This is a genomic window from Synechococcus sp. MIT S9504 (assembly GCF_047497135.1).
In the GTDB taxonomy this organism is placed as follows: domain Bacteria; phylum Cyanobacteriota; class Cyanobacteriia; order PCC-6307; family Cyanobiaceae; genus Synechococcus_C.
In genome coordinates, this window is sequence record NZ_CP138942.1 from 1,820,382 (window position 1) to 1,833,992 (window position 13,611).

18 protein-coding genes and 1 tRNA gene are annotated in these 13,611 nt (G+C 53.6%); 6 read left to right on the forward strand and 13 right to left on the reverse strand.

Annotated elements, in window-relative coordinates; translation table 11 throughout:
- Positions 1-128: 128 nt before the first annotated feature.
- Entirely contained in the window at positions 129-2,309 is a 2,181-nt protein-coding gene (locus SIB58_RS10350; protein ID WP_066907127.1) for an AAA family ATPase, read from the reverse strand.
- 175 nt (positions 2,310-2,484) lie between these two features.
- On the opposite strand from SIB58_RS10350, the gene SIB58_RS10355 reads away from it, so the two are divergent.
- On the forward strand, positions 2,485-2,724 hold the full coding sequence (locus SIB58_RS10355) for a hypothetical protein (protein ID WP_066907124.1): 240 nt from the start codon (positions 2,485-2,487) through the stop codon (positions 2,722-2,724).
- 310 nt (positions 2,725-3,034) lie between these two features.
- Complete coding sequence (locus SIB58_RS10360; protein WP_066907121.1) at positions 3,035-3,943, forward strand: hypothetical protein; 909 nt, start codon at positions 3,035-3,037, stop codon at positions 3,941-3,943.
- A 29-nt stretch (positions 3,944-3,972) separates the two neighbouring features.
- Here SIB58_RS10360 and SIB58_RS10365 read toward each other — a convergent pair whose 3' ends face one another.
- The 11 genes from SIB58_RS10365 to SIB58_RS10415 all read right to left on the reverse strand — a co-directional run bounded on the left by SIB58_RS10365 (position 3,973) and on the right by SIB58_RS10415 (position 10,066).
- The gene (locus tag SIB58_RS10365) at positions 3,973-4,467 is read right to left on the reverse strand and encodes a hypothetical protein (protein ID WP_156486596.1); all 495 of its coding nucleotides are present in this window, start codon (positions 4,465-4,467) and stop codon (positions 3,973-3,975) included.
- A gap of 38 nt (positions 4,468-4,505) precedes the next feature.
- Positions 4,506-5,120, reverse strand: coding sequence for a SprT-like domain-containing protein (locus SIB58_RS10370; protein WP_066907115.1), 615 nt, complete (start codon positions 5,118-5,120; stop codon positions 4,506-4,508).
- Positions 5,117-5,383, reverse strand: coding sequence for a hypothetical protein (locus tag SIB58_RS10375; protein WP_066907112.1), 267 nt, complete (start codon positions 5,381-5,383; stop codon positions 5,117-5,119). Before SIB58_RS10375 ends, SIB58_RS10370 begins: the two co-directional genes overlap by 4 nt.
- A 57-nt stretch (positions 5,384-5,440) precedes the next feature.
- Positions 5,441-5,890, reverse strand: coding sequence for a hypothetical protein (locus tag SIB58_RS10380; protein WP_066907109.1), 450 nt, complete (start codon positions 5,888-5,890; stop codon positions 5,441-5,443).
- A 191-nt stretch (positions 5,891-6,081) separates the two neighbouring features.
- Entirely contained in the window at positions 6,082-7,389 is a 1,308-nt protein-coding gene (locus tag SIB58_RS10385) for a hypothetical protein (RefSeq protein WP_066907106.1), read from the reverse strand.
- 150 nt (positions 7,390-7,539) lie between these two features.
- Positions 7,540-7,612: transfer RNA gene (locus SIB58_RS10390), tRNA-Ala, on the reverse strand.
- Positions 7,613-7,689: 77 nt separating this feature from the next.
- Positions 7,690-8,313, reverse strand: a complete 624-nt coding sequence (gene lexA / locus SIB58_RS10395; protein ID WP_066907103.1) for a transcriptional repressor LexA — start codon at positions 8,311-8,313, stop codon at positions 7,690-7,692.
- Between the two features lie 53 nt (positions 8,314-8,366).
- Positions 8,367-8,801: a hypothetical protein gene (locus SIB58_RS10400; RefSeq protein WP_231857051.1), complete on the reverse strand. Its 435-nt coding sequence runs from the start codon at positions 8,799-8,801 to the stop codon at positions 8,367-8,369.
- A gap of 14 nt (positions 8,802-8,815) precedes the next feature.
- Positions 8,816-9,073 (reverse strand): hypothetical protein, encoded by a 258-nt coding sequence (locus tag SIB58_RS10405; protein WP_067325911.1) that lies wholly within the window; start codon positions 9,071-9,073, stop codon positions 8,816-8,818.
- Positions 9,070-9,216 (reverse strand): hypothetical protein, encoded by a 147-nt coding sequence (locus SIB58_RS10410; protein ID WP_197461110.1) that lies wholly within the window; start codon positions 9,214-9,216, stop codon positions 9,070-9,072. Before SIB58_RS10410 ends, SIB58_RS10405 begins: the two co-directional genes overlap by 4 nt.
- A gap of 25 nt (positions 9,217-9,241) precedes the next feature.
- Positions 9,242-10,066 (reverse strand): alpha/beta hydrolase, encoded by an 825-nt coding sequence (locus tag SIB58_RS10415; protein WP_231857050.1) that lies wholly within the window; start codon positions 10,064-10,066, stop codon positions 9,242-9,244.
- Positions 10,067-10,124: 58 nt separating this feature from the next.
- Between SIB58_RS10415 and SIB58_RS10420 the strand changes: the two genes are divergently transcribed.
- The gene (locus tag SIB58_RS10420; protein ID WP_082823325.1) at positions 10,125-10,655 is read left to right on the forward strand and encodes a septal ring lytic transglycosylase RlpA family protein; all 531 of its coding nucleotides are present in this window, start codon (positions 10,125-10,127) and stop codon (positions 10,653-10,655) included.
- Positions 10,656-10,797: 142 nt separating this feature from the next.
- Entirely contained in the window at positions 10,798-11,061 is a 264-nt protein-coding gene (locus tag SIB58_RS10425; protein ID WP_066907097.1) for a hypothetical protein, read from the forward strand.
- Between the two features lie 64 nt (positions 11,062-11,125).
- On the opposite strand, the gene SIB58_RS10430 is transcribed toward SIB58_RS10425, so the two are convergent.
- The gene (locus tag SIB58_RS10430) at positions 11,126-11,356 is read right to left on the reverse strand and encodes a DUF1651 domain-containing protein (RefSeq protein WP_066907094.1); all 231 of its coding nucleotides are present in this window, start codon (positions 11,354-11,356) and stop codon (positions 11,126-11,128) included.
- 1,347 nt (positions 11,357-12,703) lie between these two features.
- Here SIB58_RS10430 and SIB58_RS10435 point away from each other — a divergent pair.
- Together SIB58_RS10435 and SIB58_RS10440 are read left to right on the forward strand one after the other, a co-directional pair.
- Complete coding sequence (locus SIB58_RS10435) at positions 12,704-13,330, forward strand: cyclic nucleotide-binding domain-containing protein (RefSeq protein WP_066907091.1); 627 nt, start codon at positions 12,704-12,706, stop codon at positions 13,328-13,330.
- 50 nt (positions 13,331-13,380) lie between these two features.
- Positions 13,381-13,590, forward strand: coding sequence for a hypothetical protein (locus SIB58_RS10440; protein ID WP_156486597.1), 210 nt, complete (start codon positions 13,381-13,383; stop codon positions 13,588-13,590).
- Positions 13,591-13,611: the final 21 nt, after the last annotated feature.

Here is a 13,611-nt window from a genome sequence, read left to right on the forward strand (position 1 = left end):
AAAAAAGCAGAGGTAATCCCGACAAATCCTGCGTAATCCCTAGATATTCCCGATGATGGAGACAAGAGAAAACTAGTAATAGCAATGCTTTATAAAGATATTTTCCTAATTCCTTTTTATATATACTCCTATACGTGTGTCTTAGTGAGCTCGGTAACAGTGCGCTTGCCTTTGGCTGTGAGATGCCAGCTAGAGCCTGTCTTTTTAAGGAAACCGTCTTGACGGAGCTTGGTGAGGTTGTTGCGGATAGTGGATTCATTCCGCGTAGAGAGCAGGTTATGAATGGCGTAACTGGTGGTTGCGGTCCCCATCTGCTCAAGGTCAGAGACGGTGATCAGGATGTCGTCGCGGCAGTTACGGACCAGTTCACCCTCGACAATCTGAAAGCCATCGGGTGCAAGTCGATAAAGAAACTCTCTGGAGACGTATCCACGAAGCTTGTGAGCAATCCAGCGAACGCATTTGGCTCTGTCATCAGAGACAGGTTCAACGCGGAGCTCATGAACGGCGTAGGGAATCTGATTGATGTTCTGGTTGCCGCCTGCCCCGCTGATGCCCTTGCCCTTTGTATTGCCTGAGGGGTGATGGAGATAAAGACCGCTGCAGTGTTTAGCGATCAGGGCTTGAATCAATCGAACGATGGTGTCGACAGGTCCGATACCGAAATCAACGCCAGCAAGGCTCAGGACAGCTTTCCAGCTATCGATGATGACCAGTGCGTAGTTGTTCTCTTCAAGCTCGGTCTTGAGCTCTTGGAGACCTGCTGGCGTGACAGACCATGCACCGATGCCGTCGTGTTCATCAGCACCCCAATGAGTGCAGCCATTAATCCAGCGTGGATCGTTGGCAATGCCGAGATCTTCAGCGGCGTTCTGCCACATGTCGTAGGCACCTGTGCCGCCATCAGAGCCAATGAATAGGACCTTGCCTGTGATGTCTCCAGGGATTTCGAAATCAAGGAGCGGTTCACCTGTAATGGCAGACCATGCGATCCGTACGGCTGCAGTGGTCTTACCGACACCACCAGCACCGAAGAGAACTGCATCACGTTTCCAGGGGAGAAAACCGTGAACGAGCATTTGTTGCTGTTCTCCTTCACGGGTCTGGTTTGGTGATCGACCGCGACGTTTCTTGTTATGGGATTGGCTGATGGCTAGTTTCCAGCGATTAGCCAGAGCGGCGTACATCCGTTCTTCAATGTCGTGTCGCTTCAAGCCACGCCATCCGAGCTCAGCGATCAGTGCCATTTCTTTGGCCCAGGTGTCTTGCGTCAGCAGGCGGAGATCGAGCAGTTCACCGACCTTGCGAGAAATGAGCTCTTCGAGGGGTTCATCGTCATCAACGTGGCTGCGCTGTTGTGAAGACTTGCCATTTCTGGCTGCGGTCTGATCAGCAGTTGAATCAGTGACGTTGAAATCATTCTTGGCGACCTCGAAGAACGTGCCGTCAGTGATGGTGCCGTTAGCTTCACGGGCTTTCTCGACTAAGTCCTCTTCAGCTGCCCAGGCAGGGGAGTGAACCGCCATGGCAGCACCTGCACGATCAGGGCCAAGGATGTGAGCCAACCCCCAGAGCAATCGGAGATATTCATCTCTGGTGTTGGAGCCTGGAGTGCGTGAAGGGATGCGATAGAGCTGATCTAGAGCTCGTTCAGCAGTGCGATCGTTAGCGGGTTGTGGTGATGATTGCTCCAGCAGTGGAGTCGGATCATTTGGCAGCGCACTGATGATGTCTTCACGGGTGTACCTGCCATCGCCGACGTGGATGGTTTCCACCAGAGCGATCGGTTGTTGATCAGGTCCCATGTAGAGGGATCCAGGCAGCCGCATCACGCGTGAAGGGTCATTTACTGACTTATCGCTGCCGAGATAACCAGCGAGCCGCTTCATGTCGGACTGCCAAAGAGCTTTATTGGCAATCGGCGTATCGAGCAGCCAATAGAAGTGGAGGGAGCCACCGCCAGTGCGATTGATGATTGATGGCTCTGGCAATCCTGAGTCGTTTACACGCTGCAGCTGATCGGCTTCTGCGGTGCCATCGAATTCCGCGAAGTAGGCGATGCATTCAGTGATGGATGCTTTGTCATCACCACCGCGATTGATGACGAGATAAATGCCTAAACCATCGCTCCGAGCTTTCAGGACACGATCACCAGAGCCTTCACCGTTGATCTTGCGAGCTCTTAGCTGCCTCTTGATTTCTGGTGGCGTGTGTTTATGGGGGAACGCGCGGAAGCGAGCATCACCGTTCTTGCCAAGCAAGTCGAGAAATGTCTTAGCTGCGTTTAGATCAGGCTTGAGCTCAGACATTAGTAATCGGATCCAATACGTTCAGCGGCCAGGACAAATCGATCCACTTGATATGAAGCCGTACGGCTACATTCAGGACTTGAAAGGATTAACGACTCCACCTGATCTGCGATTGATTCGCGCAGCAGGTGCGTTATCGGGAGTTGCCTTGTACAATTTCTCATGAGTGGCCTAAGTGCTGGCTGCTGTTCTGCTGGTGGTCTGCGGGGTATGGCTGGGGAGCTATGACCGCAGGCTTCCTTTTGGATTAGTGAACGCCGAGTGGCTGCGTGGGGCTAATGCCACGACGTTCCAGATATTCGTGAAGAGCGTGTCTGATCACGACCGAGAGATCTTGCTTGCTTGCTTTGGAGAAATCGCGCAGAGCATGATCAGTCTCGACCTGCAACTTGAAGGTGTTGCTGACGCGGACTAGCGGAGCAAATTGTTTTTCGTGCTGCTTGTATTCAGCAGGAGAGACGCAGTTCATATACGACTGGGGAGCACGTATTACTCATTCAAATTAGGGAGGTAAAAGTGAGTTAAAACCCCTCCGCAGGCGGAATGGAGAAATTGCCAAGTCTTGCTATAGCAAGCAATAACAAATTCCCAGACTTGTGATGAGAGAGTACGCCTGCAATAAGCCCAGCTAATGATGCACCCGTACGGCTACAGCGTGTTTACACGCTAGGAATTGTGTATGCTGCTGAGGAAGGGCAAGCCCTTCACAGTCACCTTGCACCCCCATGGTCCGCAAATCGCCAAAGCTGCTCTCTCGTGATCAGGATGCACTCCTGAGGACAGAGTTACTGCGACTAGCTGCTGAGCTCCAGCCCATCACCGTCCGTGGTCTCTACTACCAGGCGGTGGTCTCCTCATTGCTGGATTACATCAGCAAGGACAGCATGGGCAGCACCGTTAATTACGACCTAGTCCAGCGTCGCGTTCTGGACCTGCGTAAATCAGCCGAGCTGCCTTGGAATTACATCGTTGATGAATCCCGCGCCAGTTATGGCGTCAATCGTTGGAACAACCCTGCTGGCTTCGCTGAGACTGCGCCATGGTTTTACAGGCTTGATTTCTGGCGTGAGCAGAATCAACGGCCACTGGTGTTAGTCGAAAAGGCGGGTCAGATTCCTGTCTATATGCAACATGCTCGCGGGCTTGGTGTTGATGTAGCGGCCTGCAAGGGTTACGGATCGGCCAGTTACTTGCGGTCGGTTGCGCTCAGCGTGAATGAGCACATCTGTGAAGGGCAAGCCATTCACCTGCTGGTCTGTGCTGACTTCGACCCCAGTGGTGATGATTGGCCACGGGCAGCACTGGAGGAGATTCGATCTCATGTGAGCAACCCTGATCTGATCACGATGCAACGGGTGCTGGTGACCCGTGATGACCTTGATGGCTTTGGCGCTCAGGTTGCGTTGAGGGGTGACAACAAGAACGACAGCCGCACTAAGCGATTCTTAGAGCGTCATGGCTTCTCGCCTGATCAAGAGGTCTGCGTGGAGATGGATGCAATGTCTCCTGCAGTGGCTCGTGATCGAATCGAAGCGGCAGTGATGGGGATGTTCAGCGGTGATCTCGAAGCTGAGGTGCAGCTGCAGCAGGAGCATCGCGATCGGATTGTGCAGGTGCTTGAAGGATTGGTGTGAAAAGGGGGGCTGCCCCCCCTGATCATTCATCAACCATCACCCTTGGCCGCAGCCGTTCGGACGTCTTCAGCTGAGGTGTTGGCGTTGTGCTGATCAAGCATCCGCTTGGCGATCTGCAGGCACTTGAATGCCTCGCCCAGATAACGCTTTTGGTTTTCATCAGCGTCAGGGTGAGCATCGGGATGCAGCACTGATGCACGGTGCTTCCACACCTCTTTCAATGCACGCTCCCAGCTGTCGGTCTCTGGTGTCGGGAGATTGGCGCGTGAGGCAGCAGCGCAGAGCTCATCCAGCAAATCAGGCCGTCGTTGCGACACACCAAATAACATCACCACCAGTGCTTCAAGATGGTCCTGTGGTGGGTGATCGAGGCCCGTATGCAGTCGCATCTGACGTCCGAGCTCATCAGTCCAGACGGGCAGCGGCGGTGTCTGTGTTGGCTCGGGATAGTGATCCCTTGATGCTGTGGCTCGGCCCTTGCCACCACCTCCAGAACCGCCAGTGGCTCTGAATTCAGGGATCATCACCACAAGGCGATCAGCTGTTGTGCAGGTGCCGCAGACTAGTTCTGCTGCAGCCCTAGCCCATGCCTTCTGACCGCAGCTGGGGCATTCAAAGCGGACTTTGTCGAGACCCTTCGCACGACCCCTGCCTGATCCATCGCGAGCTCTTGCCACGACATCGCCTCTAATTCAGAGGCATGCGTACGGAAGCATCGAGCAAACAAACCATCGGGGTCGATGGAGTGTGTTGCTGGCCCGCGCCACGTAGCTCCAACCCTGATCGGTGGGAGCCCGAGATTATTCATCACGTTGCGCCATTCAGGACCGTGGCCCCCAGTGGCAGCTTTGTGATTCACCACCTCACAGACGTATTGATGGCACTGCTCATGAACGAGCGTTGACAGCAGTTCGATCAATGGGCGATCGATCGCAGTGGTGGAGTTCAGGGTGATGCAGTCCAACTGGCGGCCATCGGCATCAATGAACTTGTTAGGGCTATAAAACCCGTTGCAGCCCTTCTTGTTCTGCAGCCTGAGCATGGTGCTCGGCAGCTGGTTATTGAAGAGCTCACGGTTAAACAGATCAGCTGCTGCTTGCAGTCGTCTGGCAGTCGCTAACGCTGGTGATTCCTGAAAAGAAACATTTTGAGCGTTCTTTCTCGCGAGGGTTGTCATGCATTGCCCTCCCGCTGGAGCTCACGGATCACCTGATCAGCTCTTGCTTCTTGACGGGCTTTCATCCCCCGTTCATGAAGCATTGATCGGATCGTTTCCACATCCCAGAGGACGGGACTGTTGGCCGTGTCGGTCTTGAAGCGATAGTGCTTGCCACCTTCAAGAAACCCGCCGTTGATGTCGCGTTTGCGCTTCAACGTGCAGGGGGCGATCCCTAATGAACGGGCCGCCTGTGTGGTTTCAAGCCACGATGAATCAGTCATTGGTGCCCTCCAAACGAGAGCTCTACGGATGAAGGATGTCCACCCTGCGTAGGCGTACTAGGTCGGCTCTGGGAAAAGCTCTCCGAGGTTGACCGTTTCGTTTTCAATTGGCTGCCAAGGGACAGCAGTGACGTCGGGGTTTTTGAGTGGTCCCCAGATCCGCTCGAAGTAGGCGCTGGTTTCTGGGGAGTTTTCTGCTGGTGTCGCGGATGCTCGGTAAGCATCACGGGCTTCCTGCTGCAATGCAGCCGAAACCCTTCCTTCAGCTTCTATCAGTCGCTGCTGCAAGGCATAAAGGCGAATTCCAATCTTGTAAGAAAGAAGATCTCCGTTACGAGGTCTGCCTGGGGAGTGCTTATAACGAACCCTCGGGGAGGGTTCATAGATAAGGCCGAGGGCGTAATCGAATCGAACCTTACGGATTGCCGCAGCCTGATCTCCAGTCCCTTTGAAAAGGGGGCGTTGTTGCTTTCCACGAGGAATCGGCTTATTTAGCCAATCCTCCATTTCTGAAGAAAAGCACACTGAAGATGACAGCAGCTGCAATTCAGACAACTGAAGAATTGATGGAAGGTTTATCTCTCGATCACGGCCCAGGAGCTCTGGGGAAGCGCGATGAGGTGCTCAAGAAGAACACTGCAAGTAGTTTAAGCACGCTATGGCTTGCTTATGCAAGACCCATCACACCATTGCTGGTGTCAAGCTATTTCTGCGCGTGGTGGAGCTTTCTGGCGCCCTGATTGATCACTAAGGGGTGCCGTACGGGTGATCTTCTTCACTGCATCACGCAGACCCTGTTGATCAGTCCAGCGTCCGTAATGGCGATGGTGAGTGTTAGGCGTATGGCCCAGCAACGCAGCTGCATCACGGACTGACAGGGGTGTGGCGTATCCCTTGTGAGCTCTCCATGCCCATCCATGCCGCAGGCTGTAGGGCGTCAGATCAGGAGTCGTTGCAACTAACGATTGCCAATACGGGTATCGATCCAACAGCTGTCTGAATGCATCTCCAACCTTCTTAAATTCGCCGCTGTCGATTGCCGTACGGACTGCACGCGGCAGCTTGAGCTGACCCAGCTGATATTGCGCCAATGCCCGAGCTCCGTCATCACGACCGTCGAGCTCCAGTGCAATCACCAATCGCGGCGGCTTCTGTTTTTTCATGCTGCTTTTATTGCGTTTGACGTTGCTGCGCACCATCAGTTCGCCGTCTTCAACATCTAAAGCTGCAAGTTCTGCTGGTCTTAATCCAAAGCATCCGACCAGAGCCACCGCCATCCAGAGCTCATGCTTTTCATCAGCAATCAATGCATCAAGCAATGCCGCCAATTGCTCTGGCTTGATCGGGGGAGTCAGATTGTCGTCAGCTTCATCTGAAGTGCCGATCAGCACGTCTCGATCCTCCCCCTCCAGAGGTTTCCACCGAGCAGGCGCACCACACTTGTCGATCGCGTAATTCAGGAAAGCGGCCACGTCTCCTAAGTGACGCTTGCGGCCTGAACCACCTGGAGCACAACCATCAAAGAAGTTGCGGGCGTACGCCTGCATCAGAGATGAGCCATCTGTCGGGCGTGGGGATGCTTCGAAGAGAGAAACAGCATTTCTGACGCGCTTGCTGGTGTCGGCCATGGTCGTGCCACGGCGATCGCTGCGGGTCTCCAGAAATGCATCGGCAGCAGCACTCCAATCGATGGCACCTGCCACCACACCCTTGCCAGTCACCACACCAGCAACTTGCTGCGATCGGCGGTGCGCTTCACGCAGGCTGATGTCGTGTTCATTCATCCGTGCGGCCAGGACGCCAACGGCATTAGTGATCGCGGTGGCAGAGCTCGGAGCCCATTCAATTTCCAGCATCACGCTGGACTTCTTTCCGTCCTCATATCTACGGGTGAGCTTGGTGCCGCTGCTCTGCGGATAAAGCGTCCAGCCAGTCCCGTGCTCACGTTTTATCTGGCGGCGCAGATCGTGATCCCAGGTGCCTTGCTCAGTGAACGTCTTTGGCATTTGCTCTATCGCCCTGCACTACGCAGGGGGTCATTCATAGAGCAAAAGGTAGAGCAAAAGTGCTCTATTTGGCTACGGCATGCCGTAGCAAGCCTGAACAAAAAGAACGCCCACCAGCTCAAAAGTCAGTAAGCGACTGTGAAATTCCAGTGGAGCCAAGGAGACTCGAACTCCTGACCCCCTGCATGCCATGCAGGTGCTCTACCAGCTGAGCTATGGCCCCAATAACGCAGACAGGGATTAAACCCGGCCTTTGTCGTGTAGCAGCTTACAACGACAGCGGCCCCCGCTAACCATCAATCACATCTGTCGCCATACGGCAGCCAGTTTGCCCTGAACCTGCACCTGATCGGCTGGCAACTCAATCGGCTCGTAGGCAGGATTCGCTGCTTCCAACCGAACCGTGAGGCCATCGCAATGAAAATGCTTCAACGTGGTTCCACTGCCAGGAACCAACGCACTCACGATCGTGCCTTGACGCAGACGAGCCGCATCAACGACCGGTTCCATCAGAACCACATCACCGTCGGCGATATGGGCATCCACCATGGAGTCACCATTCACCGTTAGCGCGAACAGACCACGGGTTTCAAGAACAGGAGCAAGATCCAATCGATCTTGGATGTCGTCAAAAGTCTCAACCAGGCCACCAGCCGCAACAGCACCGAGCACCGGAATTCCGGAGGCAATCCCTCCAAGCAGCTGAAGGGTGCGAGCCTGACCCTCCTGCCAAGTGATCCAGCCTTTCTGCTGTAGGTGCCGTAAACGACTCTGAACAGGAGCAGGTGAACGCAAACCCATGGCCTGCATCATCTGACGAATGGACGGACTGTGATGATGGCAGCCGATGTAATCAGCAAGCCACTCATAAAGCTCTTGCTGAGCAGTCGTTAGCGGCTCGGGAGTTCCAGCAGACACCGGCAATTCATTTGTTCGTCAATACATGTGTACCGGTCATCACCCAAGATGGCAAGGGCTCAGTCGGGCGCTGGCAAAGCACAGATCCAACGAACCTTGTCCGAAGTGTCCTCACGCCCGACGTAATCAAGCCATTGCCCCTGAGCACTGCTGCGCTGCAGCCTTTGCTGATTACAGAGTGCACGCATGCGCAGTTCACGCACCTTCCAAACATCCTGACCCTGACGGCGCATCAACAGCGCAGCATCAAATTCCACACCGCTTGGTGTCCGGGCAGGATTACTGAGATATTCCCCGGCTTTCAGGCTTGGCGAATCCATCGCCTCCATGAACAACCAGGTGCGCTCAGACAACTTGCCCGAAGCCTGAAGGGACTGCCGAGTCTGCGACCAGAACGGCGGTTCCGGAGACGGTGACCAACTTTCCGCATACGCAGCAGCACTGCCAATGGTGAAGGTCAGCGCGAGAGCGCCGAATCGAACCAGGTTGCTCACTACTCAGTCTGCACCTACTGCTCAGTCTGCTCCTGTGGACGCTCAGACCGTTGTTTGATCAGTTTCGCCAATATCTCCAATTTGGCATTTTCAGACTCCGAAGCTCTCGACGCCATCCAGGTACTGGCAACTTTCATTTGCGTGACCTGTTGCAGCAAGGAAAGTGCTGTTTGCCTGAGGGTTTCGATGTCATCGCATTCGCGGATGAGCCGTCCCCATCGTTCGGTTTCAAACGACTGTTCAAGCCCTTGCTGAAGAGGATCGATGCTCAAGATTCAGCCTCCCAAGTCAGCATGGGATCGGGGTCACCATTAGAGATGGCACGAGCACGAACGTAGAAAGCACTTTCAGTGTCGCCGGCAGCTTCAAGGGAGTCGAGAACCTTTTGCCAGTTGTCTCGTTCCTGCTGATCCATGGGTCATATCTGGAATGCAGTGACCCTAAAGGTCTTTCAAAAAAAACAGGGTCTGATCAGCCACTGTTTTCCACTCAGCATCGGCGGTGATCACGTGACCACTGCCCTCCAACCAATGCACCTGCACATGCTCGGAGCCGGTTCGATGCAGGAGTAACTCCACGCCTCGGCGCGTGATCACCTTGTCGCGCGTGCTGGCCATCACCAACAAGGGTTGATGCAGATTGCCGAGATGCCTGCGAGTGGAGGCGATAAGAGCCAGCACACGCACGCAGCAACGACTCGGCCAGCGTGGATACTTCCAGAGACGCTCAGCTGTTGCGGGATCCACGAAATCGTCGGCAGGCCGAGGCACCGAAGGCAGAAGCAGGGACAACAGCGGGGCAATCAGCGCTCGAGGATCGCCACTCACGATCGGTGGTGAGTAAGCAATCACTGCTTCAACGCCCGGACGCCGTATGCCGGCCTGAATCGCAAGGATCGAACCCAACGACAAGCCGGCAACCACCACGCGCTTGCCGTGATCGAGAAGCCGGTCAACGACGCCATCGACCTGCTCCAACCACTGGCTGGGCTGCACAGGCATCAGATCCTCAAGACAAGTTCCATGGCCGGCAAGCAGCGGCGCTTCCACACCAAAACCCTGCTCATGCAGCGCCTCAGCGAGCAGAGAAAGTTCCGCCGGTGCTCCGGTGTAGCCGTGCAACAACACAACAGTGATTGGCCCACCCGGCATCGAGAACGGTTCAGGAGAAGCGGCCATCACCTCAGCGAACAATGCGGTGCCTGGATTCTGGCGAACCCATGAGCCTGCATCAGCGGGGAAGACAATGTTGCGACTGAGGTCCAAGCCGCCATGACAGGAGCCACCACTCTTGCTATCTCCAACAAAGGGTTTTCAGCTGTAGATGCAATCCATGCAACGACTCACCAAGCTCGCATCAATCCTGCTGATCTTCAGCGCCATTGGATGCGGGAAGGAAGCCGTCACCGGCAACGCTGCGACAGAAAAAGGCACCACTGAAAAAAGCGCCACTGAAAAGGCTGTCAGCACCCAGGGAGTCACTGAAAAGAACGTCGCCGACAACCCTCTCACCAGCAAAGCGATCGATTCAGACGATGCGCCGTCAGAAAACAAGCAAGCATCCCAGCCCGTGCAGGGCCAGGCCTCCTGGTATGGCCCTGGTCACTATGGAAACAAGACAGCAAGCGGTGAAATTCTCAAAAAAGGAACGATGACAGCCGCGCACAGCAGCCTGCCGATGGGAACCAAAGTGAGAGTGACACGCCTGGATAACAACAAAAGCGTGACTGTTGTGATCAATGACCGCAAACCGTTCAAACAAGGCACCGTGATTGATCTTGCCCATGGCTCAGCCACAGCCCTCGACGTAGACGACGAAGGCAAGACATCCGTTGAGGTCGAAGTGCTTGATTGAAAGGAAGCAGAAGCCATGAAGGCAAGTTCAATCGATCCATGGATATCGGAATGGTCACTCAGATCGCTCAAGCATCAAACACCAGGACAACCTGCGCGAAAACAAAATACAGAAGCTAAGGTTTAAGAAACTGGAGCTTGCAGTGGCAAATTCTGGACTCAATTACTTACTACAGTTCAGCAAAATACAAACAGGTGAAACCATTGGCAACATTGAAGCAAAAGACTTTTCAGTCATTAAAGACGGGTCTCAGATGGGTCATTTGATTATTAGCTGCCGTTGTACGAAGTACAATAAACAGTTCAATATTGCGGCAAGCAATCTGAACTGGAAAATCAAAAAATTCCTCAAGGGATCGTTACAATCACTTGATTATTCAACTGTTCAGCACCGCCGCAAAGAGTGATACCAGCTCCAGGTTCGTTCATGACGGATCGCAACACCTGGCAGGAATCACTCCAGAAGAGCAATCACCAAACCGCCTCACAATGGGTCCAGCCAATGTGCTGAAGCTCTTTATATAACGAGATGGCGTCTTCGTAGCGCATATTTCTGCGTGACTTCAACATTGCAGGCTGGTCTCGAGACAACCTCCGGCCGTGGTCAACGAGTACCCGCACATCCTTGTGCCCACTCTGTGGCTCCCTGTGAAAGCGCACTGCCCAGTATTTTTGTGGATCCTTCAGCCAACCGTCCGTCATCAGTTGATTATTCAGCAGAAACGGTTTCTAACGAGTACGAAGGGCAACCGCTTGAATTTGTAACTGCAGGAATGACTTCCATTAGCTCTTTACAAATTCTTCCAAAACACCATATCTGGAGAAAACGAGAGCTAACGGCTCGAAAACTCCAGCAATAGCGTCTTTTCACAGCAACCACCAGCCAAAGATGCCACCGCAACTGCCGGAAAACACGCCCGAATAGGACCATTTCACGACGAACTGACACCCGGTTTTTGGCGGCACCGGCATGATCTGTCGAATTGAGAAGACATGGACCTAGCACCATGGCCAAGCGGCAAGGCAAGGGCCTGATCAGCGCCAGGAAGATCAATGGTGAAGCAGCTCAAAACCAGCTGGCTCAATGCATCAACTGTTCACCTGCGGGAGAGCAATGAACAATGTCGACACGGCGAAGACCGAGAGAGGAGACAGCACGGGTTGAGCAACCGAAGAAAGGAAGTGGTCTTGCAGCGGTGAAGCTGAAGGAGCACCTATCACCGCCTATTGCCATTAAGACAACCCGAAGCGGTACATCTTTGGCCAAACCATCAAAAATTCACCCAACCAGAGTGGGCACAACGATCAGAACTAATCAAAAAAAGACTAAACAACAGCAACAAACTGATTCTCAGACCGCAAGAATACAGACACAGACATCAACTCATTAATCCATTTCCCATGAAACCAACACTGTCCACCAGCGCCCATCAAAACAACCATTCATACCTTCACAGACGACAGCACACACCTGATTTTTTTCAGGAGTACAACACTTGAACAGACACTGACTCCAACATTAACCCGAGAAGAAATCAGCAGCGAAAGCATGAATCAAAACCTCGCCCATGCCATTAAGCATCATCAATGGATTCGCCAGAGAAGGATTGACAAGGCAGAGTTGCTCCAACTAGTTGCCCCAACTTCTGACCACCTGTTGAACCAATTCCCTGATTCGTAGAATTAAAGCCAATGAAACATTCCTTCAACTTAGGACGCTGTCATTGAGTCCTATTTGCATTGATTGACTGCGCAACGCAAGCATTATCGACAGACGCGGAATAGGGGATCGGTACTGAAAGGTTGTGAAGGGTAATTTCCTCAGATACATCCACCATCTCTCCACCGACAAAAGACCTCATCACCCAGATCAAGGGCAACTGCACTCCTGCTCACAGGGGTGATCTCCACTTCAATCAGACCGAAGTCCAAGCTCCGCAAGCCCCTAAGCGCATTCAATGAAGGTCCACATCAGAACATGACGCTAAGCAAGGGTGTGATGCCTCTCGCGGCTGGGCAAGTCAGCATGCCTCCAACCGCTAACAGTCGGTGGATGAGCGCAAGATTGGAGAACTCCGCAAGATGCGCGTTCGTTTACCGATGTTGGTGAGCACCCATCTCGATGCGATCAATCACAGAACACTTCGCCCATCCATCGGAGAAGTCGTCATGCAACAAGGCACTCTTGCGGAACGTGTCTTGGTAGTCCGGGCAGGAGAACTCAGCGTTCAGCGAACGGAAGCCGGAGGCCAACCTCGGCTCATCGCCACGGTTGGCCCCGGCGAAATGGCTGGAGAGATGGCCTTGATGGGCGACCAAACTCACAGCGCCACTGTCACTGTGAGCCGTGGGCCTGCTGAGCTATTGGAGGTGAAAGCAGATGACCTGCTGCAAGCAGCTGTCTACGACAGCGACCTGATCATTGAACTCCTCGCTCTGAGCAGTCACCGCTGCAGGGAAACCAGCCGCCATCTTGCCCTGATCCTTGAATCCCTTGATGCACTGAACACACAAGATCATTCAACCTTGAAGCGGTGCTGTGAAGAGCTGGACAAGGACTACGGACAATCCCTTTCAGGCAGTGCAGATCTTCTGCAACAACTGGCAGAAAAGATTCAAGCAGTGCAACCTGAAGTGGTGAGACACACCTCAGATTCCCACCCACCCAATACCTAACGGCTGAGTCGAAAACTGATCGCAAATGGATCAGTGAGAGCCCGCAGGCAGTGGCCAGCGGCAAGAGCCATCCAGAAACCTTTGACGATCAACTTTCCATTGTTCTGGACATTAAGCAATCCAAAACCAGCCGCTTTGAATTCAATTCTCCAGTGATGGCGTTGAAAGTCGTGAGTCCTCGCAAAAAACTTCAAGCGATTAGTGCAATACATTTCATCACGGATTGGAGAATATCGATTTGGCTTAGAGGTTTTCACTGAGGATGAACTTGCAAGTTGTCG

What these genes read in the sequence shown, in the direction of transcription:
- SIB58_RS10370 (WP_066907115.1), bottom strand. Translation starts at nt 5,120, where the DNA reads ATGACAACCCTCGCGAGAAAGAACGCTCAAAATGTTTCTTTTCAGGAA.
- SIB58_RS10430 (WP_066907094.1), bottom strand. Translation starts at nt 11,356, where the DNA reads ATGACGGACGGTTGGCTGAAGGATCCACAAAAATACTGGGCAGTGCGC.
- SIB58_RS10420 (WP_082823325.1), top strand. Translation starts at nt 10,125, where the DNA reads ATGCAATCCATGCAACGACTCACCAAGCTCGCATCAATCCTGCTGATC.
- SIB58_RS10350 (WP_066907127.1), bottom strand. Translation starts at nt 2,309, where the DNA reads ATGTCTGAGCTCAAGCCTGATCTAAACGCAGCTAAGACATTTCTCGAC.
- SIB58_RS10365 (WP_156486596.1), bottom strand. Translation starts at nt 4,467, where the DNA reads ATGATCCCTGAATTCAGAGCCACTGGCGGTTCTGGAGGTGGTGGCAAG.
- SIB58_RS10380 (WP_066907109.1), bottom strand. Translation starts at nt 5,890, where the DNA reads ATGGAGGATTGGCTAAATAAGCCGATTCCTCGTGGAAAGCAACAACGC.
- SIB58_RS10385 (WP_066907106.1), bottom strand. Translation starts at nt 7,389, where the DNA reads ATGCCAAAGACGTTCACTGAGCAAGGCACCTGGGATCACGATCTGCGC.
- SIB58_RS10410 (WP_197461110.1), bottom strand. Translation starts at nt 9,216, where the DNA reads ATGGATCAGCAGGAACGAGACAACTGGCAAAAGGTTCTCGACTCCCTT.
- SIB58_RS10360 (WP_066907121.1), top strand. Translation starts at nt 3,035, where the DNA reads ATGGTCCGCAAATCGCCAAAGCTGCTCTCTCGTGATCAGGATGCACTC.
- SIB58_RS10375 (WP_066907112.1), bottom strand. Translation starts at nt 5,383, where the DNA reads ATGACTGATTCATCGTGGCTTGAAACCACACAGGCGGCCCGTTCATTA.